The organism is Clostridium sp. YIM B02569 (assembly GCF_022320765.1).
In the GTDB taxonomy this organism is placed as follows: domain Bacteria; phylum Bacillota; class Clostridia; order Clostridiales; family Clostridiaceae; genus Clostridium; species Clostridium beijerinckii.
In genome coordinates, this window is the sequence record NZ_JAKJJX010000022.1 from 53,482 (window position 1) to 78,286 (window position 24,805).

The 24,805-nt window shown below is 30.8% G+C and carries 28 protein-coding genes; all 28 read left to right on the forward strand.

Annotated elements, in window-relative coordinates:
• Positions 1-3 precede the first annotated feature (3 nt).
• The 28 genes from rplO (at position 4) to L3B96_RS19035 (ending at position 24,725) form a co-directional block, all read left to right on the forward strand.
• Positions 4-444, forward strand: a complete 441-nt coding sequence (rplO, locus tag L3B96_RS18900) for a 50S ribosomal protein L15 (protein ID WP_238900837.1) — start codon at positions 4-6, stop codon at positions 442-444.
• Position 445: 1 nt separating this feature from the next.
• On the forward strand, positions 446-1,744 hold the full coding sequence (secY, locus tag L3B96_RS18905; RefSeq protein WP_238900836.1) for a preprotein translocase subunit SecY: 1,299 nt from the start codon (positions 446-448) through the stop codon (positions 1,742-1,744).
• Between the two features lie 25 nt (positions 1,745-1,769).
• Positions 1,770-2,420: an adenylate kinase gene (locus L3B96_RS18910; RefSeq protein WP_011967527.1), complete on the forward strand. Its 651-nt coding sequence runs from the start codon at positions 1,770-1,772 to the stop codon at positions 2,418-2,420.
• Positions 2,420-3,169 carry a type I methionyl aminopeptidase gene (map, locus tag L3B96_RS18915; protein WP_023974816.1) on the forward strand — a complete coding sequence of 250 codons (750 nt, stop codon included), beginning with the start codon at positions 2,420-2,422 and terminating at the stop codon, positions 3,167-3,169. The genes L3B96_RS18910 and map overlap by 1 nt, the downstream gene beginning before the upstream one ends.
• Before the next feature lie 87 nt (positions 3,170-3,256).
• Entirely contained in the window at positions 3,257-3,538 is a 282-nt protein-coding gene (locus tag L3B96_RS18920; RefSeq protein WP_011967529.1) for a KOW domain-containing RNA-binding protein, read from the forward strand.
• 7 nt (positions 3,539-3,545) lie between these two features.
• Entirely contained in the window at positions 3,546-3,764 is a 219-nt protein-coding gene (gene infA / locus L3B96_RS18925) for a translation initiation factor IF-1 (protein ID WP_002582630.1), read from the forward strand.
• Between the two features lie 54 nt (positions 3,765-3,818).
• Positions 3,819-3,932, forward strand: a complete 114-nt coding sequence (gene rpmJ / locus L3B96_RS18930) for a 50S ribosomal protein L36 (RefSeq protein WP_003156543.1) — start codon at positions 3,819-3,821, stop codon at positions 3,930-3,932.
• A 223-nt stretch (positions 3,933-4,155) separates the two neighbouring features.
• Positions 4,156-4,524, forward strand: a complete 369-nt coding sequence (gene rpsM / locus L3B96_RS18935) for a 30S ribosomal protein S13 (protein ID WP_011967530.1) — start codon at positions 4,156-4,158, stop codon at positions 4,522-4,524.
• Between the two features lie 15 nt (positions 4,525-4,539).
• Positions 4,540-4,935 carry a 30S ribosomal protein S11 gene (gene rpsK, locus L3B96_RS18940; RefSeq protein WP_011967531.1) on the forward strand — a complete coding sequence of 132 codons (396 nt, stop codon included), beginning with the start codon at positions 4,540-4,542 and terminating at the stop codon, positions 4,933-4,935.
• 30 nt (positions 4,936-4,965) lie between these two features.
• Complete coding sequence (gene rpsD, locus L3B96_RS18945) at positions 4,966-5,586, forward strand: 30S ribosomal protein S4 (RefSeq protein ID WP_011967532.1); 621 nt, start codon at positions 4,966-4,968, stop codon at positions 5,584-5,586.
• A gap of 102 nt (positions 5,587-5,688) precedes the next feature.
• Complete coding sequence (locus tag L3B96_RS18950; RefSeq protein ID WP_011967533.1) at positions 5,689-6,636, forward strand: DNA-directed RNA polymerase subunit alpha; 948 nt, start codon at positions 5,689-5,691, stop codon at positions 6,634-6,636.
• Between the two features lie 12 nt (positions 6,637-6,648).
• Positions 6,649-6,990 (forward strand): 50S ribosomal protein L17, encoded by a 342-nt coding sequence (rplQ, locus tag L3B96_RS18955; protein WP_011967534.1) that lies wholly within the window; start codon positions 6,649-6,651, stop codon positions 6,988-6,990.
• Positions 6,991-7,223: 233 nt separating this feature from the next.
• Positions 7,224-8,075, forward strand: coding sequence for an energy-coupling factor transporter ATPase (locus L3B96_RS18960; RefSeq protein WP_238900835.1), 852 nt, complete (start codon positions 7,224-7,226; stop codon positions 8,073-8,075).
• Entirely contained in the window at positions 8,060-8,929 is an 870-nt protein-coding gene (locus L3B96_RS18965) for an energy-coupling factor transporter ATPase (RefSeq protein ID WP_238900834.1), read from the forward strand. The genes L3B96_RS18960 and L3B96_RS18965 overlap by 16 nt, the downstream gene beginning before the upstream one ends.
• 8 nt (positions 8,930-8,937) lie before the next feature.
• The gene (locus L3B96_RS18970; RefSeq protein WP_017209692.1) at positions 8,938-9,744 is read left to right on the forward strand and encodes an energy-coupling factor transporter transmembrane component T; all 807 of its coding nucleotides are present in this window, start codon (positions 8,938-8,940) and stop codon (positions 9,742-9,744) included.
• 16 nt (positions 9,745-9,760) lie between these two features.
• Entirely contained in the window at positions 9,761-10,495 is a 735-nt protein-coding gene (truA, locus tag L3B96_RS18975) for a tRNA pseudouridine(38-40) synthase TruA (protein ID WP_077829708.1), read from the forward strand.
• 160 nt (positions 10,496-10,655) lie between these two features.
• Entirely contained in the window at positions 10,656-11,090 is a 435-nt protein-coding gene (gene rplM, locus L3B96_RS18980; protein WP_011967539.1) for a 50S ribosomal protein L13, read from the forward strand.
• A 26-nt stretch (positions 11,091-11,116) separates the two neighbouring features.
• Positions 11,117-11,509 carry a 30S ribosomal protein S9 gene (gene rpsI, locus L3B96_RS18985; protein WP_008426638.1) on the forward strand — a complete coding sequence of 131 codons (393 nt, stop codon included), beginning with the start codon at positions 11,117-11,119 and terminating at the stop codon, positions 11,507-11,509.
• Between the two features lie 520 nt (positions 11,510-12,029).
• Complete coding sequence (gene cwlD / locus L3B96_RS18990) at positions 12,030-12,692, forward strand: N-acetylmuramoyl-L-alanine amidase CwlD (protein WP_238900833.1); 663 nt, start codon at positions 12,030-12,032, stop codon at positions 12,690-12,692.
• Between the two features lie 578 nt (positions 12,693-13,270).
• Entirely contained in the window at positions 13,271-14,113 is an 843-nt protein-coding gene (locus L3B96_RS18995) for a fumarate hydratase (RefSeq protein ID WP_023974811.1), read from the forward strand.
• A gap of 203 nt (positions 14,114-14,316) precedes the next feature.
• On the forward strand, positions 14,317-14,874 hold the full coding sequence (locus L3B96_RS19000) for a Fe-S-containing hydro-lyase (protein ID WP_011967542.1): 558 nt from the start codon (positions 14,317-14,319) through the stop codon (positions 14,872-14,874).
• Between the two features lie 40 nt (positions 14,875-14,914).
• Entirely contained in the window at positions 14,915-15,676 is a 762-nt protein-coding gene (locus tag L3B96_RS19005; RefSeq protein ID WP_238948284.1) for a hypothetical protein, read from the forward strand.
• A gap of 65 nt (positions 15,677-15,741) precedes the next feature.
• Positions 15,742-16,434 (forward strand): response regulator transcription factor, encoded by a 693-nt coding sequence (locus L3B96_RS19010; protein ID WP_238948285.1) that lies wholly within the window; start codon positions 15,742-15,744, stop codon positions 16,432-16,434.
• The gene (locus L3B96_RS19015) at positions 16,406-17,761 is read left to right on the forward strand and encodes a HAMP domain-containing sensor histidine kinase (protein WP_023974807.1); all 1,356 of its coding nucleotides are present in this window, start codon (positions 16,406-16,408) and stop codon (positions 17,759-17,761) included. The genes L3B96_RS19010 and L3B96_RS19015 overlap by 29 nt, the downstream gene beginning before the upstream one ends.
• Positions 17,762-17,957: 196 nt before the next feature.
• Positions 17,958-20,189: a ribonucleoside-diphosphate reductase subunit alpha gene (locus L3B96_RS19020; RefSeq protein ID WP_238948286.1), complete on the forward strand. Its 2,232-nt coding sequence runs from the start codon at positions 17,958-17,960 to the stop codon at positions 20,187-20,189.
• 253 nt (positions 20,190-20,442) lie between these two features.
• Positions 20,443-21,477, forward strand: coding sequence for a ribonucleotide-diphosphate reductase subunit beta (locus L3B96_RS19025; RefSeq protein ID WP_077829711.1), 1,035 nt, complete (start codon positions 20,443-20,445; stop codon positions 21,475-21,477).
• Positions 21,478-21,695: 218 nt separating this feature from the next.
• Complete coding sequence (gene ptsP, locus L3B96_RS19030; protein ID WP_011967548.1) at positions 21,696-23,315, forward strand: phosphoenolpyruvate--protein phosphotransferase; 1,620 nt, start codon at positions 21,696-21,698, stop codon at positions 23,313-23,315.
• Positions 23,316-23,459: 144 nt separating this feature from the next.
• Entirely contained in the window at positions 23,460-24,725 is a 1,266-nt protein-coding gene (locus L3B96_RS19035) for a tetratricopeptide repeat protein (protein WP_238948287.1), read from the forward strand.
• Positions 24,726-24,805: the final 80 nt, after the last annotated feature.

Genomic DNA, 24,805 nt, shown 5'->3' on the forward strand with positions numbered 1-24,805 from the left:
AATATGAAACTTCACGAATTAAAACCAGCAGCAGGTAGCAAGAAAGCACCTAAAAGAATTGGTAGAGGTACTGGTTCTGGATTAGGAAGAAATGCTGGTAAAGGTGAAAAGGGTCAAAATGCAAGATCAGGTGGTGGCGTAAGACCTGGTTTTGAAGGCGGTCAAATGCCTTTATATAGAAGACTTCCTAAGAGAGGTTTTACAAACATTTTTTCAAAGAAGATTGTTAGCATAAATCTTGACAGATTAAATATCTTTGAAAATGGTACTGAAGTTACTCCAGAATTATTACTTGAAAGAAGAGTTGTAAGTAAGGTTTTGGATGGAGTAAAGATTCTTGGAAACGGAACATTAGAAAAAAGCTTAACGGTTAAAGGATGTAAGTTCTCTAAGTCTGCTATAGAAAAGATTGAAGCAGCTGGGGGAAAAGTTGAGGTGATGTAAAGTGCTTCAAACTTTAAGCAATGCATTCAAAGTTCCTGAACTTAGAAAAAAGATTTTATGGACAGTATTATTAGTTGCAGTTTTCAGGATGGGAAGTCATATTCCTCTTCCTGGAATTAACTCTGATTTTTTAAAAAATCTATCTCAGTCTGGTGGACTATTAGGATTTTATGATATGCTTTCTGGAGGAGCTTTTAGCAGATCCAGTATATTAGCATTAGGAGTTATGCCATACATTAATGCATCAATAATAATTCAATTATTAACTGTTGCTATCCCACAATTGGAGCAACTATCAAAAGAAGGAGATACTGGCAGAAAAAAGATACAAAATGCAACACGTTATGTATCTCTTGGAATAGCTTTTATCTTAGCTTATGGAATTTTTGCAACAATTTCAAGTAGTGGAGCTACAGTTGGATTAACTGCAATCCAAAAGACTATTGTTGTTTTTGCACTAGTGGTTGGAACAACATTTTGTATGTGGTTAGGTGATCAACTTACAGTTAAGGGCATTGGAAATGGTACTTCAATACTAATATTCGTTAATATAATTTCGAGAGTTCCAGCAACAATTGCTTCAATGATGACACTTCAGCAAGCAGGAAGTGCAAGTGTTGTGGAAATTGTACTATTTGGAGTATTTACCGTATTTCTACTTGCTACTATACTATATTTTTCTTTATCAGAAAGAAGGATACCTGTGCAGTATGCTGGTAAATTTGCATCAGGCAATAGTAATATGGTTAAATCACAATCAACACATATACCATTAAGTATAATTGGATCAGCGGTTCTTGCTATTATATTTTCTATGTCCGTAATGGATTTTCCAAAAACTATTGCCACATTATTTGGTGGAGTAGGTGAAAGTCAAAAAGAGTGGGCAAAGTGGGTATTAAATAATCCTACATCTGTCTTTAATCAAAAGAGTTGGATGTATATGGTACTATATGCAGTACTGACAATATTCTTTAATTGGTTTTATACTCAGATTACATTTAAACCAGATGAAATGTCTGAGAATTTGCATAAATCGGCAGGATTTGTGCCTGGAGTAAGGCCAGGTGAAGAAACCACAACATATTTTGAAAGAGTTTTAAACAGACTATCTTTTATTGGAGGTATATTAGCAGCGGTATTGGCTGTAACTCCAGTTATAATACAAAACTATACACAATTTCAAAATATAGCTTTTTCAGGAACTGGATTATTAATTGTTATAAATGTTGCGTTAGATTTTACTAGAAAAGTAGAATCACAAATGGTAGTTAGGCACTATAAAGGATTTCTTAAATAGATTAGAATAAATGGAGATGAAGCCAGTGAAGATAGTATTACTAGGTCCTCCTGGAGCTGGAAAGGGAACACAGGCTAAATCAATTAGCAATAAATATTCAATACCACATATTTCTACAGGTGATATTTTCAGAAAGAATATTTCTGAAAACACTCCCTTAGGAATAGAAGCAAAGGGTTATATTGATAACGGACAATTAGTTCCTGATGAAGTAACAATTAATATGGTTAAGGATAGACTGCAACAGGACGATTGTAAGGTCGGATATTTATTAGATGGTTTTCCTAGAACTGTGGCTCAAGCTGATGCTCTTAACAACTTTCTTGTAGATAAGAATGAACAATTAGATACCGCATTGCTTATAAAGGTACCTAATGAATTTATTCTAGAAAGAATGACTGGTAGAAGAGTATGTCCATCATGCGGAGCAAGTTATCATGTTAAATTTAATCCTCCAACAAATGAAGGAAAATGTGATTTGTGTGGAAGTGAAGTTATACAGAGAAAAGATGATACAGTTGAGACTGTAAAGGAAAGACTTGATGTATATCAAAAGGAAACACAACCGCTAATTGAATTTTACGGTGAAAAAGGCTTGCTTTCAGAAGTGGATGGCACAAAAGCTATTAATGAAGTTTTCAGAGGAATATGTGAATTGTTAGGGAACAACAAATAATGATTACTGTAAAGAATCATGATGAAATAGCCATAATGAGAAAAGCAGGTAGAATAGTAGGAGAAACATTGCTATTGCTTGAAAAAGAGGTAAAACCCGGAGTAACAACTGCAAATTTGGATAGAATAGCAGAAGAATTTATAACTAAGCATGGAGCAAAACCTTCATTTAAAGGCTTATATGGTTTTCCTTCGTCACTATGTATTTCAGTAAATGAGCAAGTAATACATGGATTCCCAGGAGAATATGTTCTTAAAGAAGGCGATATAGTTAGTATTGACTGTGGGGCGTTTTTTGATGGATTCCATGGAGATGCTGCAAGAACTTTCTCTGTAGGGGAAGTTTCAGTAGAAGCTCAAAGATTAATTGATATAACAAGAGAAAGTTTTTTCCAAGGTATAAAGTTTGCAAAACAAGGAAATAAATTAACTGATATATCACATGAGATACAAAGCTACGTAGAAGCAGCAGGTTTCTCAGTTGTAAGAGATTTTGTAGGTCATGGGATTGGGCGAAAAGTTCACGAGGATCCTAATGTACCTAATTTCGGAAAGTCTGGTAGAGGTCCGAAATTACTGGAGGGTATGGTGTTAGCGATAGAACCTATGGTTAACGCTGGTACTTATAAGGTTAAGACATTAAAAGATGGATGGACAGTTGTAACAGCGGATTCTTCTTTATCGGCACATTATGAAAATACAGTTGCAATTTTATCAGATGGACCTGAAATATTAACACTGATTAAGTAGAATAAAGAGTGTTGCTTAGTTATAAATTTGCATAATACCGTTGTGGTAGTGTTAATTTATACTAAGGTAATCATAGAGGTGAAAAATTTGCAAAACAATGACTTGATTGGAAAAGTAGTACTTTCAAAAGCAGGAAGAGATAAAGATCACTTATATGTTGTTGTTAGGCAGATAGATGATGATTATGTATTACTAGCTAATGGAGATACAAAATTAATTGAGATGCCTAAGAAGAAAAAAATTAAACACTTAAGTATTTTAGAAGATGTAGATGATGAATTATTATCATTAATAAACTCATGCGATAAGAGTACTAATTTAAAGATTAAGAGATTCCTAAAGCTTAGAGGCATTGTTAAGGAGGGTTGATTACCTTATGTCAAAAGATGATGTTATAGAAATGCAAGGTACGGTATTAGAATCTTTACCAAACGCTATGTTTCAAGTTGAACTTGAAAGTGGCCATAAGATTCTAGCACACATATCAGGTAAATTAAGAATGAACTTCATAAGAATTTTACCAGGAGATAAAGTTACAGTAGAACTTTCTCCTTATGATTTAACCAGAGGTAGAATTACATGGAGAGCAAAATAAAGTAGATATAACTTACATTGATCTACTACAAAAGTAATATGAGGAGGGTTAGCTATGAAAGTAAGACCATCAGTTAAGCCTATTTGTGAAAAGTGCAAAGTAATCAGAAGAAAAGGAAAAGTAATGGTAATCTGTGAAAATCCTAAGCACAAGCAAAAGCAAGGCTAATGATCAAGTTTACAATATTATTTACATTAAAATAAATGTAAATAATATTGACATTTCAGCAAAAGTCAAATATGATTATATAGTCGTTTAATTAATCAAAAATAAATTTTAGGGCGGCTGGCAATAGAATCGTCTATTGACCTAAAATTTTATTATAAATTATAAATCATAAATTATAAAATCAACTTTTATACATTTCAATTATCAGGAGGTGTAAATTTTAATGGCAAGAATATCAGGTATTGATCTACCAAGAGAAAAAAGAGTTGAAATAGGTTTAACATATATATATGGAATAGGATTATCAACTTCACAAAAAATCTTAGCTGTAACAGGAATTAATCCAGATACAAGAGTTAAGGATTTATCAGAAGAAGAAGTTAATGAAATCAGAACTTATATCAACAAGAATTTAATGGTTGAAGGTGACTTAAGAAGAGATGTCGCTTTAAATATCAAGAGATTAGTAGAAATAGGATCATATAGAGGAATTAGACATAGAAGAGGTCTTCCAGTAAGAGGACAAAAAACTAAGACTAATGCAAGAACTAGAAAAGGTCCTAAGAAGACAATAGCAAATAAGAAGAAATAGTAAGGAGGGAAGATAATGGCAGCTAAAACAGTAAAGAAAACTAGAAGAAGAAAAGAAAGAAAAAATGTTGAGCATGGTGCTGCACACATTAAGTCAACTTTTAATAATTCAATAGTTACTTTAACAGATGCAGTAGGAAATGCTTTATCATGGTCAAGTGCAGGAGCACTAGGTTTCAGAGGATCAAGAAAGAGCACACCATTTGCAGCTCAAATGGCAGCAGAAACTGCAGCTAAAGTAGCAATGGAACACGGCTTAAAAAGTATAGAGGTTTATGTTAAAGGACCTGGTTCAGGAAGAGAAGCAGCTATAAGATCCTTACAAGCAGCAGGACTAGAAGTAACTTTGATTAAAGATGTTACTCCAATACCACATAATGGTTGTAGACCACCAAAGAGAAGAAGAGTCTAATATAAATGTAGTAATAGGAGGTGTAATTTAATGGCAAGATATACTGGCGCTACATGTAGATTATGTAGAAGAGAAGGTATGAAACTTTTCCTTAAAGGTGATAGATGTTTTACAGATAAGTGTGCTTTCGTTAGAAGAAGCTATGCACCAGGACAACATGGAGCTAACAAAAAGAAAGTATCAAACTATGGTGTTCAATTAAGAGAAAAGCAAAAAGCAAGAAGAATTTATGGCATATTAGAAGGCCAATTTAGAACATATTATGAAAAAGCTGAGCATATTAAAGGTATAACAGGTGAAAACTTACTTAAATTACTAGAAATGAGACTTGATAACATAGTTTATAGATTAGGTTATGGTTCATCAAGAAACGAGGCAAGACAATTAGTGACTCACGGACATTTCTTAGTAAATGGTAAAAAGGTTGACATTTGTTCATATCATGTTTCAGTTAATGATGTAATTACTGTATGCGAAAAGAGCAGATCAAGTGAAAAGTTTAAAACTTTTGTTGAAAATCCAAAAACTTTACCAAAATGGTTAGAAGCTAATGTTGATAACTATGAAGGAAAAGTAGTTGCAGAGCCATCAAGAGAAGATATAGATGTGCCTGTTAACGAAACACTTATTGTTGAGTTATACAGTAAATAATATATTTATATTTGTTAGAGAAATTTATCACAATATATGCAAATATAGAATCAGTTGCCCTCATAATAAGGTTGCCATTTTTAAAATAAGGAGGGTTTGTCAATGTTAGAAATCGAAAAGCCAATAATAGAATGTATAGAAGCTAATGAAGATGGTACTTATGGTAAGTACGTTGTTGAACCACTTGAAAGAGGCTATGGTATTACATTAGGAAATGCCCTAAGAAGAATACTATTATCATCTCTTCCAGGAGTTGCAACAACCTCTGTCAAAATTGATGGTGTGCTTCATGAGTTTTCTACTGTTCAAGGAGTTAAAGAAGATGTTACTGAGTTAATTCTTAATATCAAATCATTAGCTCTAAGAATGAATGGTGAAGGTCCAAAAGTTATTTATATTGATGCTAAAGGACCAGGAGAAGTTACTGGAGCAGATATAAAGACTGATGGTGATGTTGAAGTTGTTAATAAGAATTTACATATTGCAACTTTAGATAACGATGGAAGACTTTATATGGAATTGACAGTTAATAAGGGAAGAGGATATGTTACTCAAAATAAAAATAAGAGTGATGAATTGCCTATTTCAGCTATAGCAGTTGATTCTATTTATACACCAGTAAAAAGAGTTAATTTTACTGTTGATAATACAAGAGTTGGTCAAATTACTGATTATGATAAATTAACTTTAGAAATTTGGACTAATGGTACTATAAAAATAGATGAAGCTATTAGTTTATCAGCAAAAATACTTATTGAACACTTTAAATTATTCATGTCATTAACAGATAATACTAATGATGTTGAAATAATGATAGAAAAAGAAGACGATAAGAAAGAAAAAGTCCTAGAAATGACTGTAGAAGAACTTGATTTATCAGTTAGATCATATAACTGTTTAAAGAGAGCCGGAATTAATACAGTCCAAGAACTTGCTACAAAATCTATGGATGATATGATGAAAGTAAGGAATCTAGGAAAGAAATCTTTAGAAGAAGTTGAAAGAAAGCTTAAAGAATTAGGTTTAGCCCTAAAACTAACCGAGGAGTAAGGAGGTAAATCCATGGCAGGTCATCGTAAATTAGGTCTTCCTACAGACCAAAGAAGAGCTATGCTAAGAAATCTTGTTACTAGTCTATTAAAACATGGTAAAATCGAGACAACTGAAACAAGAGCTAAAGAAACTAGATCAATAGCAGAAAAAATGATTACTCTTGGAAAAAGAGGAGATCTTCATGCTAGAAGACAAGTATTATCTTATGTTCAAGAAGAATTAGTTGTTAAGAATTTATTTGATAATGTAGCTCCAAAGTATACTGAAAGAAATGGCGGATATACAAGAATAATTAAAAAAGGTCCTAGAAGAGGGGACGGAGCTGAGATAGTAATACTTGAATTAGTATAATACTAATGGGGGATTAAGTTTAAACTTAATCCCCATTTTGACATAGAAAATAAAATTGGAACTTAATTTATTATAGAGATGTTTTCTTACTCAAGATATATATTTTTTTATTGAATATGTTGGATTTTGAGATATAATGAAAATAATAATTTAATATCAAAGATAACAATGTTGTCTTTGAAAAACATTTGTATAATATATTAAAACTATAAAACATCATGGGGAGGTACACTATGAGTGATGCGATGATAAAGTGTGCAAAAGTATCTTTTAAATATGTAAAGGATACAGAAGGAGTTAAGCAAGAAAAATATGCAATAAAAGATGTAGATTTGGAGGTGAAAAAGGGGGAGTTTTTAGTAGTTTTAGGGCATAATGGATCAGGTAAATCAACGATAGCTAAGCATATGAATGCATTGGTTGTACCATCAGAGGGAACAGTGATTGTAGATGGCTTGGATACTAGTAAAATGGAGAATGTTTGGGAGATTAGATCTAGAGCAGGAATGGTGTTTCAAAATCCTGATAACCAGTTAGTTGCTACCATAGTGGAAGAAGATGTTGCTTTTGGACCAGAGAATTTAGGAGTAGAACCATCAGAGATAAGAAAAAGAGTTGATGAAAGCCTGGAGAAGGTTGGAATGAGCAAATATAAAAGGCATGCGCCACATCTTTTATCTGGTGGACAAAAGCAAAGAATTGCTATAGCAGGAATACTTGCAATACAACCTGAATGCATAATTTTTGATGAACCTACAGCAATGTTAGATCCATCAGGAAGAAGGGAAGTTCTAAAAACCATAAATGAATTAAATAAAATTCATGGTATTACTATTGTATTAATAACACATTACATGGATGAGGCAGCTCAAGCTGATAGAATTGTAGTAATGGATGGTGGAAGTGTAAAAATGGAAGGGACTCCTAGAGAAATTTTTCCTCAGGTAGAGCGAATGAAAAAAATAGGTTTAGATGTTCCACAGGTTACTGAATTAGCTTATGAGCTAAAAAAGGCAGGAATAGATATAAATGAAAAAATATTAAATGTGGATGAGATGGTGAATGAATTATGTCAATTAAAGTAGAAAATTTAACACACATATATATGCCTAAGAGTCCATTTGAAAAGACTGCATTGGACAATGTGTCTTTAGAAATAAAAGATGGAGAATTTGTAGCACTAATTGGGCATACTGGCTCTGGTAAATCTACTTTAATACAACATTTTAATGGTTTACTAGAAGCAACTAGTGGAGAAATAATTGTTGATGGAACAAATATTACTGATAAAAAAGCAAAGCTTACGGATATAAGAAAAAAGGTTGGCTTGGTATTTCAGTATCCGGAATATCAACTTTTTGAGGAAACTATAGCTAAGGATATTGAATTTGGGCCTAGAAATTTAGGACTTTCCGATAGCGAAATTAATAATAGGGTAATTAGGGCGATGGAAATGGTTGGTCTAGACTATGAGACTTATAAAGATAGATCGCCATTTGACTTAAGCGGTGGTCAGAAGAGAAGAGTTGCAATTGCAGGAGTTATAGCAATGCAACCTACAACACTAATATTGGATGAGCCTACGGCAGGGTTAGATCCAAAGGGTAGAGATGATATATTAGATCAGATAAGAAAGCTACATGAGGATTATAATATGACTATAATTATAGTTAGTCATAGTATGGAGGATGTTGCAAAGATTGCAGAAAGAATCATTGTTATGAATGGTGGGAAAGTAGCATTACAAGGAACTCCAGCAGAAGTATTTAAAGAAGTTGATGTGCTAGAGAAGATAGGACTTGGTGTCCCTCAGGTAACATATCTAATAAGAGAACTAAGAAAAAAAGGATTTGACATTCCAGATAATATATTTACGATAGAGGAAGCAAAAAAGCAACTTTTGTCTACTTTGAGGATAAATAAAGTGAAAGGGGAATAGACAAAATTATGTTGAAGAATATTACAATAGGACAATATTTACCTGGAGAGTCATTTGTTCATAAGTTAGATCCTAGAACAAAGATCCTTATATCAATACTTTTTATTGCATGTTTATTTATCATAAATAAATTTATAGGTTATACTTTTGTTGTTGTTTTTTTACTAGCTATAATATTGATCGCAAAGGTGCCATTTAGATTTATTTTTAATGGATTGAAGCCAATTTTCCTATTGATAGTCTTAACAGCTGCTCTAAATATATTTATGGTTAGGGGCGCTGAAGGGACAGAAGTTTTTAGTATTGGATTTTTAAAGGCATATCCGGAGGGGTTAAGTATTGCAGCATTTATGGCAATAAGACTAATTCTATTAATAGTAGGAACATCACTGTTAACATTAACAACATCTCCAATTGAGTTAACTGATGGAATCGAAAAATTATTACGGCCGATTGGAAAAGAAATGGCTCATGAACTTGCTATGATGATGACAATAGCCTTACGATTTATACCTACCTTAATAGATGAAACGGATAAAATAATGAAAGCTCAGAAGGCTAGAGGGGCTGATTTTGAGTCAGGCGGAATAATAAAAAAGGCTAAGAGCTTAGTACCATTATTAGTGCCTTTATTTATCAGTTCATTTAGAAGAGCAGATGAATTAGCAATGGCAATGGAAGCAAGAGGCTATAGAGGTGGTGCTGGGCGAACTAGAATGAAAATACTTGAATTTTCGTATAGGGACTTGGTTGCTTTTATTGTATTTTGTATTTTAGTTTTATGGTGCATAGCTGTAAGATTTATTATGCTATAGGAGTAAGATAACTTAAATGAGAAATATAAAATTAATTATTGAGTTTGATGGAAGTAACTTTTGCGGGTGGCAAAGGCAACCCAAAGGCAGAACTATTCAAAAAGTAATAGAGACAGCAATATTTAAGGCTACTGGAGAGGAAATTATGATTAATGGAAGTTCCAGGACTGATGCGGGTGTTCACGCAAGAGAAATGGTTGCAAACTTTTTGACTAATTCTTCAATACCTGGAGATAAGTTTAGAGAAGCTATTAATACAAGACTGCCAGAAGATGTATCTATAATTAAATCAGAAGAAGTAAGTGAAGATTTTCATGCAAGATATTCATCAAAGGGAAAGACATACTCTTATACAATTATAAATAGATATGAAAGGTTATCTTTAGGTCACCAATATCTGTATCATTATAAGTATAGATTAGATGTAAATGAGATGAGAAGAGCATGTGAATATTTTATAGGGAGGCATGACTTTAGGGCGTTTATGTCTCCAGGAAGCTCAATAAAAACTACAACAAGAACTATTCATGATCTATATATAGATCAAAATGGAAATGAAATAAAAATATTTATTACGGCTGATGGATTTTTGTATAATATGGTGAGAATAATAGTAGGTACATTAATAAAGATTGGAAATGGAAAACTAGAAGCGGAAAATATAAAAGATATAATAGAAGAAGGAAATAGAAAAAAAGCAGGAATGTGCGTACCGCCAAACGGATTAATATTAGAAAAAGTTTTCTATTAAATGATAAAAATGTGTTGACACGCCCGTGTGCGTGTATTATAATAGGTTTGTTTGTTAAAACATTTATGTATATAAGATCCACTAGCCCCGGGTCTTGACATAAAAAATCTTACTTAAAATAATAAGTAAAGAATTAATGTAAGTTCAGGGAGGGAAACAGATGAAATCATACATTGCTAAAGCAAGTGAAATTGAAAGAAAATGGTATGTAGTTGATGCTGCTGGTAAGCCACTAGGTAGAGTTGCTAGCCAAGTTGCTTCAATTTTAAGAGGTAAAAATAAACCAACATTTACACCTAATGTTGACTGCGGAGATTTTGTTATTGTAATTAATGCAGAAAAGGTAGTTTTAACTGGTAAGAAATTAGATCAAAAATTAATGAGAAAGCATAGTCTTTACCCAGGCGGATTAAAAGAAACTCCTTATAGAGTAGTATTAGATAAAAAGCCTGAATTTGCTTTTGAAGAAGCAGTAAGAAGAATGCTTCCAAACGGTGTTTTAGGAAGACAAATGTTAAAGAAATTAAATGTATATAGAGGTGCAGAACATAATCATGCAGCTCAAAAACCAGAAGTACTAGAATTAAGATACTAATACGATCTCGGGAGGAGGAAAAAGAAATGGCAAAAGTTCAATACATGGGAACTGGAAGAAGAAAGAAATCAGTTGCAAGAGTAAGACTTGTACCAGGAAGTGGTAAGGTTCTTGTAAATAAAAGAGAAATAGAAAACTTTTTTGGTTTAGAAACATTAAGAGTTATCGTAAACCAACCATTAGTTTTAACTGGAACTAAGGATAGATTTGACGTTTTAGTAAATGTTCACGGTGGTGGATTTACAGGTCAAGCAGGAGCTATTAGACATGGTATAGCTAGAGCATTAGTTAAATCTGATGAAGCTTTAAAGCCAGAATTAAAGAAGGCTGGATTCTTAACAAGAGACCCAAGAATGAAAGAAAGAAAGAAATACGGTCTTAAAGCAGCAAGAAGAGCTCCACAATTCTCAAAGAGATAATATTTGGAGATCAAAAATCCCACAAACGCGGTGTTTGTGGGATTTTTATTTTATATAAAAATATGTAATCTTAAAGAACAAATATAAATAATAGTTATTACATTTCTAGTAATGCGGTTCTGGTGCCACTTCCTAATATAGTTATAAACTCTTCTATTATATATATATGTTCAAGCTAAGCCTATATATATTTTGCCTTAAATGAATTCTTTAGCTATTACAAGTCTAAATATAGCTCTATTATATACAATATATATTCATGTATATATAAGTTCTAAGTGGTATAATTCATTTTTTATAAAATTATTAACATTTCTATATATGGTAATTACAGATGGATTTCAATTGATTAAATATTTTAGATATTATATTAAAAATTGTGGTGATGCATCTATTGGGTGTTCTATAAAATATGTTTAATAAAAAATAAAAGTTTATTAATATAAATGAATTTGAATAATTAAGATTGTATAGCAAACAATACAGTATGTAAGTCTAAATGATTTGGAGGAACAGTTTTATGAGAATGAAAAAATGGATAGCATTGTTCTGCATATTTTGCTTAATTTCTGGGATTCCGGTAAGGACAAATTCCGAAGAAAATAAAGATAAAAGGATAATATTAATAGATCCTGGACATGGAGGAATTGACGGTGGAGCAAAATCAAAGAGTGGAACTATAGAGAAGGATATAAATCTATCTATATCTTTAAAGTTAAAAAAGGAGTTGGAGGACTCTGGATATGCTGTGTATATGACAAGAGAAGGGGATTCACAATTAGATGCGAAGAAAGTTAAAGATCTTAATGCCAGATGTCAAATGAAGAAGGATGTTAAATGTGATGCATTTATATCTATACATCAGAATATGTTTCCACAGTCCAGTTGCTTTGGGTCTCAAGTTTGGTATTCATCTAATGAGATCAGCAAGTCTTTAGCAGAAAATATTCAAGTATCACTCAAAGAAACAATAAATGATAACAATAAGAGAGTTCCTAAGGCTGCAAAGGAACAATATAGAATACTTAGAGATGGATATGAGGGTGCATGTGTTCTCGTAGAATGTGGCTTCTTATCTAATTATGAAGAAGAGCAAAAACTAAAAAGCGATGAACATCAAGACAAAATAGCAAAAGGAATAACAACTGGTGTCAATAACTATTTTGAGAATAAAGATAGTTAGTTATTTAATTTCATGAAAATGGGGCCAACTTTTATGCTATTTTGAGGATATTCATAAGAATAATATAATTTGTTTACTAATAAAAACAGATTATACAATAGTAAACAGGTTAAAAGAACAATTAAAAAGTAAATTAGTATAGTTAGAAATTTATCTAAATTTTTAGGGTTCATAAATTAACCTCTCAAATATATAAAATAATTATATATGTTGCAATTGAATTCCTGCATTTTTAAAATTCAATACTTGGCTTACAAGTATTTTAAATGTAAGCCAGCTATTGCAACATATATATATAATTATAGTAGTAATGAACTATAATTATGAGCGATAAATTAAAAAATAGAGAAAGTATTTAGTAACATTAAGAAGGAAAATACTAAAAATCATCATATAGAATTCTTCGCTTATGATTATGATGTACAGTATATGCCGCAATTGCTTGCATGGGGGTCTGAGAATTATTGGATTAAATAAAATTTATTTGGGGTTGTAAATAGTAAGAAATACTTTTAAACTTATATGTAGTAATAAGTATAAATGTATAGTTTATAAGCGATAATAAAGGAGCTGTAAGAATGAGAGAAATAAATGTTGAACTTATAACAGAAGCTATTAAAAATTTATCAATTGAAGCTAATTATTTCTTAGGATCAGATATTAATGATGCATTATTAAATGCTAAGAAAGAAGAACCATGGAAATTAGCATCCGATGTTTTAGATAAGATATTAATAAATTCAGAAATTGCAAGAAATGAAAAAATGCCTATGTGCCAAGATACGGGAATGGCATGTGTATTTATTGAAATAGGACAAGATGTTCATTTAGTTGGTGGAAGGATTGAAGATGCTATTAATGAAGGCGTACGTAGGGGATATGAGGAAGGATTTCTAAGAAAATCGGTAGTAAAAGATCCGATAAGAAGAGTTAATACAAAGGACAACACTCCAGCTATAATATATTATGACATAGTGGATGGTGATAAGGTTAAGATCATATTAGCACCAAAGGGATTTGGTTCTGAAAATATGAGTAAAATAGGTATGTTAAAGCCATCAGATGGACTGGATGGAGTGAAGAAGTTCATAATAGATACAGTTAAAGCGGCAGGACCTAACCCATGTCCTCCTATGGTAATAGGTGTTGGAATTGGAGGGACTTTTGATAAGGCAGCATACTTAGCTAAGAAAGCATTATTAAGACCCATCAATATAAGGAATGAAGATGAATTTTATAAGGAATTAGAATTGGAACTATTACAAGAAGTAAATAAATTGGGAATTGGACCACAAGGATTCGGAGGTAAAACAACTGCATTAGGGTTAAATATAGAGACTTATTCAACTCATATTGCGGGGTTACCTGTTGCGGTAAATATAAATTGTCATGCTACTAGACATAAAGAGGTAATACTATAAAAAACTATGATTTAAATGAGATATATAAGTTATAAATAACACAGCTAATTCTTTATGAATTACCTAACTTTCATTATTTGACTATTTAAGATGAAGCTTTGATGAATTAAACTTTTTAGAGTTATATATTTTATTAAAAGTCTAATTGGTAAGAATGTATTAGAAATAAAAATTGAAATTATATGTATGATTGGAGAAAAGCTATGGAAATTAAATTAGAGACACCTCTTAATGAAGAAAAGATAAGACAATTAAAAGCAGGAGATAGTATTTTGTTAAGTGGGATAATATATTCTGCTAGAGATGCCGCACATAAAAGATTAATAGAATTGCTTGATGAAGGGAAGGAACTGCCTTTTAATATAAAAGATCAGGTTATATACTATGTCGGACCATCACCAGCTAAGCCAGGGACTGTTATAGGGTCTGCTGGTCCAACAACTAGCTACAGAATGGATGCTTATGCACCTAAATTAATGGACATTGGACTAAAAGGAATGATAGGTAAAGGTGCAAGAAACGATGAAGTAATTAGTTCAATCAAAAGGAATGAGGCAGTATACTTTGGAGCAATTGGGGGGGCGGCCGCATTAATAGGAAAAAGTATTATTAAGTCTGAAATAATCGCTTATGAAGATTTAGGTGCTGAAGCTATAAGAAAAATGGAGGTTAAGGATATGCCTCTAGTTGTTATTATAGATGCTCAAGGAAATAACTTGTATGAAATTGGTCAAAGAGAATATTTAGATTCGGTAAAATAAAATGAAGTTATATATTAAGCCGTATTAAAAGGAGAAATATATGAGCAGAATTAAGTTACCAGGAAAAGAGAAAAATAAAAGAATACTATTATTTGTGCTAGTGCTAATAGCATTGGGAATAATATCTCATGAATTTATAGAAAATAGAAATAGCAAGGATAAGAAATATAAAGAAGAAAAAGAAATAATAATGCCTGAGGGAACGCAACAATCAGATAATAATGTAGCCAATAAAGAACTAGAAAGTATAGATATGAAGGATGATTCTAAAAAGGCTGTTAATGATAAAACAAATGAAAAGTCTAGTTATTCGGAAAGGGAAAATGAATTATACGACGAAGCATATAATTTATTTTTTTCACATAAGTACACTGAGTCAATTAGCAAAGCAGATTTGCTTATAAATGAATTTCCAAGTAATGCAATGGGATATAATATAAGAGGAATTGCGAAGTCTTATAATGGAGATTTTAATAGTGGTATAGATGATATTGATAAGGCATTAAGTATTGATAATAACTATGGATATGCAAGGTTTAATAAAGCACTTACATATGAATTATATGGAAGAATGGATGACGCACTTGAATGGTATAATAAGGCTTTAGATGTTGAAGATTATGAATGGAGTTATTATGGAATAGCATCTATTTATGGAAGAAGAGGAGATATAAAAAATACAATGCTATATTTGAATAAAGCAATACAAATGGATGCATCAATAAAGGAAATAGCAAAAGAAGAGCATGATTTTGATCCAGTTAAAAATTCAGAAGAATTTAAAAAAGCAGTGTATAATTAATATTTAGAAGATAAGTTCATTGTAAAACAATACTATGTGAGACGTGAACTTTAGGAGGAATTTGTATGTTCAATGTATTAGTAGTTGATGACGAAAAGGAAATACGAGATGCAATTGAAATATATTTAAGAGGCGAAAATTTAAAAGTATTTAAGGCTGAGGATGGATTGGAAGCTTTAGATATTCTTGAAAAAGAAAAAATACATTTAATTATACTAGATATAATGATGCCTAGATTTGATGGGATACGTACTTGTTTAAAGATAAGAGAAAGTCAAAACTTACCTATAATAATGTTATCTGCAAAAGGCGAAGATTCAGATAAAATATTAGGATTAAATGTAGGGGCGGATGATTATATAACTAAACCATTTAACCACTTAGAATTGGTAGCAAGAGTTAAATCTCAATTAAGAAGGTATGAGAAACCTCTAAATGTAGAAGAGGGTAAGGATATAATTAAAGTTAAAGATTTAGTAATAGATACCATTGCAAAAAAGATTACTTTGCGAGGGGAAGATGTTAAGGTAACAGCTACAGAATACAAAATATTATATTTGCTAGCATCAAACTTAGGAAAAGTATTTTCTATTAAAGAGATATACGAAAACGTGTGGGAAGAGATATTTTACAAAAGTGAAAATACAGTAACCGTACATATTAGGAGAATAAGAGAAAAAATTGAAATAAACACAAAAGAGCCTGAATATATCAAGGTGGTGTGGGGGATTGGATACAAGATTGAAAAGGAAGATTAAGCTATATTTTAGTAGCATCTATTTAGTAGATATAATAATTGTAGCATTGATAACATTATTTTTACTTTCAGCATTGGGTGATTATATACAGATCAATAGGTCGCAACACAGCTTAGCAGTTAATAGAATTAAAAGTGATTTAAGAGGACTAATTTTCTTAGCTGCCATATATGTGGCGTTTATTACAAAGATTATTTTCATATTGAAAAAGAATCAAAATTCACCTAGAATACAATCTGATTTTGTTAATAATGTGATTTTTGTAATTAAAAATGGATTTCATTATAAAGAAACAAGGAGCAAATTAATAATATCCATTGCATTAGCATTGATATTGTTAATTGCATATTTATATTTTCTGGCTACTGGAGGATATGAAAATAATATATTTGTGAAGTTTTTTCAAACGTATCCGTTTAAAGGAAGTGTATTTGTTATTATAATATTATTTTTCACTATGATGTATGCATTAAAGAAGACTCTAGACATAATAGTCGTAAATGATGCACTCAGAAGAGTTAGTGAAGGAAATTTGCAAGATGATATTAAATTGGATGGATCGCCTGCGATAAAAGAGCTTGCAAAAAATATTAACTTAATAAAAGCGGGATATAAGGAAATATTAGAAGATGGTGTCCACAATGAGAAACTGAAAACAGAATTAATATCGAATGTATCGCATGACTTAAAGACGCCTTTAACATCAATTATAAATTATGTTAACATACTAAAGAATAGTGATATAACGGAGGAAGAAAGAGAAGAATACTTATTAATATTAGAGAGAAAGTCGCTAAAATTAAAAGTATTAATTGAAGATTTATTTGAAATGTCAAAAATCAATAGTGGGAAAATTAAGTTAAATAGAGAGTTAATAGACATACTATCATTAATACATCAAGGTATAGGTGAATACAGTACTTTATATGAGGAAAAAAATATTTCCTTTAAAGTAACAAGTGAAGAAGATGCTGTATATATGGAACTTGATGGAAAGATGATGTCAAGAGCCTTAGAAAATATAATAATTAATGCACTAAAGTATTCAATGAGTAATACTAGGGTTTATATTAATGTAAAAATAGATGGTGATTATGTTAATGTCGGCGTGAAAAATATTGCTAATTACGAAATGGATTTTAATGAAGACGAAATGTTTGAAAGATTTGCAAGAGGAGATAAGTCTAGAAATTCTAAAGTAGAAGGTTCGGGATTAGGTCTAGCAATCACAAAGAGTATAGTTGAACTTCATGGTGGAGAAGTTAAAATAAAAAAAGAAGGAGATATGTTTAAAATTTATCTTATGCTTCCAATAAATAAGGGATAAAAAATATTAATAAATAAATTTTATCAATTAGGTAGTTAATCTATAGAAAACTAAAGATTAGCTACTTTTTTCATATATATCTATAAATTTTAAGGTTTTACAATTATGATGTTAACAATTATAATATACGATATGTTGTATAGAAAAATTAAATTACATACAAAAAACACAATATGTAGTAGGGAGAGATAATTGAATGTCGCTTTTGAGTGAATTATGCAAAGATGCTATTAATGCAATTAAAGATAATGAGGGACTTTATACAGAAGATAAACTATTAGATGCTTTAAATCCAATTATAAGAAAAGATATGAATAAAAGAGAAATAAGAAATTCATTGATACAAGTAGCTCTGGAATTAACTACAGATATGGAGCCTAATTGGCAATATGTAGCAGCTAGGGCGTATACATATGAACTTTATGATAGAGTTAGAAGCTCTAGAAATTTAGAGGATGATAAGAATTTATACCAGGATTATTACGAATTTATTGAATCTCTAACTGAAAGAGGTCTTTATGGAGAATATATTTTAAAGAATTACTCAAGAGATGATATTTTAGAACTGGAGAAGGATATAAAGCCAGAAAGGGATTTTCTATTTAATTATAGTGGAATTAATCTTTTGGCAAGTAGATATTTAGTTCAAGATTATAATAGAAGCCCTATAGAGCTTCCTCAGCAAATGTTTATGGGAATAGCTATGCATCTTGCAATTCCAGAGAAAGAAGAAAATAGAGTATATTGGGCAAAGAGATTCTATGATGTACTTAGTTCATTAAAAGCCACTATGGCAACTCCAACAATGTCTAATGCACGAAAGCCATTTTATCAATTAAGTTCATGCTTTATAGATTCAGTGGAAGATAGTTTAGAGGGAATCTATAAATCCCTTGATAATTTCGCTAAAGTATCTAAATTTGGTGGTGGAATGGGTATATATATGGGAAAAATTAGAGCATTAGGTTCACCAATCAGAGGATTTAAGGGAGCATCTGGAGGGGTAATACCGTGGGTTAAATTATTTAACGATACAGCAATAGCTGTAGATCAGTTAGGTGTGAGAAATGGCTCGGTGGCAATATGGTTAGATGCATGGCATAAGGATATTCCTGAGTTTCTTCAAATAAGGACTAATAATGGGGATGATAGGAAAAAGGCACATGACGTATTTCCAGGTATATGCTATCCAGATCTATTTTGGAGGCTTGCTGAAAATGATATAGATGCCAATTGGTATATGATGTGTCCACATGAGATTAAGAACATTAAAGGATATGCATTAGAAGACTTTTATGGAGAGCAATGGGAAGAAAAGTATTATGAATGTGTAAGCGATGAGCGAATAGAGAAAAGAGTAATGTCAGTAAAAGATTTAGTGAGATTAATCATAAAGAGTGCAGTTGAAACAGGAGCACCATTCGCATTTTATAGAGATATGACAAATAAAATGAATCCTAATAAGCATAACGGAATGATATATTCATCAAATTTATGTACTGAAATTATGCAGAATATGAGTCCGATGAAGATACAAAAAAGTCAAATTCTTAGTGATAAAGATGAATATGCTGTGGTTGAGAAAATAATACCAGGAGATTTTGTTGTATGTAATCTTTCATCAGTAGTACTTGGAAATATAGATGTATGTAATGATGAAGAAGTAGAATATGTTGTTGAAACTCAGATTAGAGCAATGGATAATGTAATTGACTTAAACTATTATTCAGTTCCTTTTGCTGAGATTACGAACAAAAAGTATAGGGCAATAGGTCTTGGAACTAGTGGATATCATCATATGCTTGTTAACAATAAGATACATTGGACGGAAGAAGAACATAAAAGTTTTGTGGATAAAATTTATGAGAAGATAAACTACTATGCTATAAAAGCCAGTATGAACATATCAAAAGAAAAGGGATTCTATGAATTGTTTAAGGGATCTGATTGGGATACTGGAGAGTATTTCAGATTAAGAAACTACAATAGCGCTAAATGGAATGAACTAAAGGAGCTAGTTCATGAATTTGGAACTAGAAATGGATATTTAATTTCAGTAGCACCAAATGGCTCGACGGCAACAATTGCAGGAACAACAGAAGGAATTGATCCTATTATGGCAAGATTCTATTTAGAAGAAAAAAAGGGAAGTATAATTCCTAAGACTGCACCAAATCTATCAGAAGATAATTATTGGTATTATAATTCGGCTTATAATATAGAACAAATGTGGTGTGTTAAAATGAATGGAATACGTCAAAGGCATATAGATCAAGGTCAATCCTTTAATCTTTATATAACGAGTAGCTATACAATGAGGCAAATAATGAACTTATATATAGAGGCATGTAAATGTGGTGTTAAATCTATATATTATGTCAGATCAAAATCATTAGAAGTGACAGAATGTGAAACTTGTTCAGCGTAAGTGTACTTTATAATCTATGTATCAATACTTAGTATTAGGGGTTATACATAGTGAGATTGATAAACGAGAACTCAAATTTTATATTTGAGTTCTCAAGTTAATTTAGTTCTTTGATACTACTTGGTTATTTGAACTTATGAAAAATAAAATATATGAATAATTATGATATATTTAGATATAAAATTTTTAGAATTAATTGCTATATAACTAACACATGTTAGCTATATAATGCTTAGAGAATAGGAGTGCAGATATGACTATAAATAAAAAACCTCTTTTTAATGAGTTGGGAGATAGAGAAATCAGTAAAAAGAGAATTATAAACGGTAATACTACAAATTTAAATGATTTTAATAATATGAAATATAGCTGGGTTTCAGACTGGTATAGGCAAGGAATGAATAATTTTTGGATACCGGAGGAAGTAAATCTTTCACAAGATTTAAAGGATTATCAAAACCTATTAGAAGAAGAAAGAATTGCATATGATAAGATATTGTCATTCTTAATATTTCTAGATTCTATACAAACAGCAAACTTAAGTAATATAAATAATTATATTACAGCAAGTGAGATAAATCTGTGTTTAACAATTCAAAGTTTTCAAGAAGCAGTACATTCGCAAAGCTATAGCTACATGCTTGATAGCATATGTTCTCCTGAAAAAAGGAATGAAATATTATATCAATGGAAAGATGATGAGATACTCTTGAAAAGAAATAAATTCATAGGAGACTTATACAATGAATTTATAGAGAATCCAACGGAATACAATTTATTAAGAACACTTATGGCTAATTATATATTAGAAGGTATATATTTTTATTCTGGATTTATGTTCTTCTATAACCTGGAGAGAAATGGTAAAATGCCAGGGTCAGCACAAGAAATTAGGTATATAAATAGGGATGAAAATACTCATCTGTGGCTTTTTAGAAATATTATAAAAGAGCTACAAAATGAAAATCCGGAACTATTTACTGAAGAAGTAAAAAATGAATTAAGAAATATGATGAAGATTGGTGTAGAACAAGAAATTTTATGGGGACATTATGTTATAGGAGATAAGATACAAGGGATAAATAAGCAATTAATTGAAAATTATATAAAATATTTAGGAAATAAAAGATTGAAAGAAATAAATTTATTGCCATTATTCAAAGAACAAGATAAGAATCCAGCTTCATGGGTAGATACTCTATCAAATGCAAATTCTGTTAAAACTGATTTCTTCGAAGCAAGATCTACAGCGTATGCAAAAGTGACAACTTTGATTGATGATTTATAAAATATAAAAATAATAGGGAATAGATGGTAATAGATAAATGGAGAGATACTTTTTTTAGTAAAAATCATAAAAAACGATTAAATTTAAGTTAATTTTTTTGTGAATTATGTTATAATAGAAAAGGTTTATACTTAAAATAAAACTTGCAAATACACGAATTAATGTAAGAAATACTTACTTAATAAATGAAATTTACAATCAAGGAGGAGTTCCATATTATGAAAAAAGGTATTGCTGCTTCTAAAGGATATGCAATAGGAAAAGTATTTTTACAAGAGCATGAGGAAATCATTATAAATGACAGTAAAATTGCAGATATAGATGCAGAAAAAGCAAAAATGCAAAAAGCATTAGATGATTCTAAAGTACAATTAGAAGCTATTAAAGATAAGGCAGAAAAAGAAATGGGTGCAGAGAAGGCAGCTGTATTTGAAGCACACATTACATTATTAGATGACCCAGAATTTACTGGAGCAATGATGATGGAAATTGAAAATAATAGTATAAATGGATTAAAGGCTATTGAGAGTGTTGCAAATACTTTTGTTGCTATATTTGAATCTATGGATAATGAATATATGAGAGAAAGAGCTGCTGATATTAAAGATGTATCTAAGAGAATATTATCAAATTTTGCAGGTAAGGGCGGAGATTCTTTTGCAATTACTGAAGAAAATACAGTAGTTGTAGCTCATGATTTAACTCCATCTGATACAGCAGGATTAGATAGAACTAAGGTTGTTGGATTTATAACTAATATAGGTGGAAGAACTTCACATGCAGCTATAATGGCTAGAACTTTAGAAATTCCAGCAGTACTTGGATTAGGTGATATAACTACAGCTGTTAAAACAGGAGATGCAGTTATAGTTGATGGAATAACAGGAGATGTTATTATAAATCCATCAGAAGAAGTTTTAGCAGAATATAGAGAGAAAAAAGCAAAATTCCAAGCAGAACAAGAAGAATTAAAGAAATTAATAGATGTTAAAACAACTACTAAATCAGGTAGAAGAATAGAAGTTTGCGGAAACATTGGTAAACCAGAAGATGTACTAGGTGTTTTAGCAAATGGTGGAGACGGTGTTGGATTATTCAGAACAGAGTTTTTATACATGGATAGAGATAGTGCTCCAACAGAAGACGAACAATATGAATCATATAAATTTGTTCTTGAAAAAATGGAAGGTAAGCAAGTTGTTATAAGAACTTTAGATATCGGAGGAGATAAAACGCTTCCATATTTACCATTACCAGAAGAAATGAATCCATTCTTAGGATATAGAGCAATAAGACTTTGTTTAGATAGAAAAGATATATTTAAAGTTCAGTTAAGAGCATTGCTTAGAGCTTCTATATATGGAAATCTTGCAGTTATGTTCCCAATGATTTCTGGATTAGAAGAATTTGAGCAAGCAAGAGAAGTTGTTGAAGAATGTAAGGCAGAATTAAAAGCTGAAGGAAAAGAATACTCAGAAAAGATCCAATGGGGTATAATGGTTGAAATTCCAGCAGCAGCAGTTTATGCAGATGAATTAGCTAAACATGTTGATTTCTTCTCAATAGGAACTAATGACTTAATTCAATACACATTAGCAGCTGATAGAATGAGCGAAAAAGTTTCATATCTTTATAATCCAATGCATCCAGCAGTATTAAGATTAATAAAGATGACTATTGATGGAGCTCATAAACATGGTAAATGGGTTGGAATGTGTGGAGAAATGGCTGGAGATGAAGCAGCTATCCCAACATTAGTTGAATATGGATTAGATGAATTCTCAATGAGTGCTACATCAATCTTAAATGCTAAAAAGATAATGTTAGAACAAGAATAATATATCGTTTATATAATTAAGGCTATCTCAAAATTAATTGAGGTAGCTTTAATTTTTATATTTAATTATTATAATTGAGTGCGATATAATATATATTATGAATCGGTAAAACATATTGCATTAAAAATTACAAAGGGGAATTTTATGAATAAAAAGGTTAAAAGGGCTCATGATAAAGCTATGAGTTACTATGAGATGGGACAAATAGATAAAGCTTTAGAAATATGTGAAGATATATTACTAGAAGGTTTGGATAACCCAAATGTATTGAACTTTAAAGGGCTCTTATTATATCAAAAGGGTAATTTAGAAGAAGCAGTTACAGTATGGAAGATGAATAGTGATTTAAATAATGATGATATTGCAAAAAGTTACATAAATGATTCTGTTTTAGATAGAAAGAGATTAGAGTTATATAGGCAGGGAGAACAAGCATTAAAGCAGTTAAAGGTTGATAAAGCATTAAATATATTTATGAGATGTGCGGAAAGTGATTTTAATGCTATTAAGGTGAATACTGGAATTGCTATGTGCTATCAAAGGAAAGGTGATTTCTACAGAGCAAGAGAATATGCAGAGAAAGTACTAAATATCGATAAGAATGCAATTACAGCAAAAAAAATCGAGAAAGAATTGAAAGACAGTGGAACATTTATAGAGGAAAGAAACTCCTCAAAGGGGTTATTTGGAATAATAATTATGGTTATAGTGGCCGCTATTGTAGTGGGTGGATATACAGCTGTATCAAAATATAAGAGTTTAAATAATACTGTTGAAGAAACAACGAAAGATAAAAGCGATATTAATAAAGAAGCTGATACATATGAGGAAAAGGATAATAAAGAATCCACTCCAGAGACATTAAAGGAAGAAGTAAAAGAGGAACATGATAATATTAAATTTAATAAGGATAAGATGATAGCATTAATAAATAATAATGATTTAGATGGTATATATGAACAAATAAAGGATATTAAACAGGAATCTATAAGTAGTGATGATCAAGGAGTATATAAGCAAGCTATTGATTTAATAAAAGATCAAGGAGTTTCAAGATTTTATGAAAATGGATTAAAGAGTTTTAATGAAAATAAATATTCAGATGCTAAAGTTTTTTTAGATAAAGCGTATGCATACTGCGAAGGGAATAGTTTAAAAGAACATATATTATTTTATAGAGCCAGCAGCTCTTCAAAGCTATCTGACAACTCTGCAGCTGTAAAGCAATATGAGGAATATTATAGTCAGTATCCTAATGGTGTATATGTAGAAGAAGCACTCTATGATCTGGCATTATTAAACAGTTCTATAAATAAGGATAAGAGTAAGCAGTATGCAAGTATACTAATAAATAATTATCCAGATTCAATGTATGCTAATAATAATATAAAAAATATAATTAAGGAATAAGAAATAAGTTTCAAATTTAAAATTACTTATTCTTCTTAATTTAAAAGCAAATTACTGTCATATTAATATATCTATTAGGA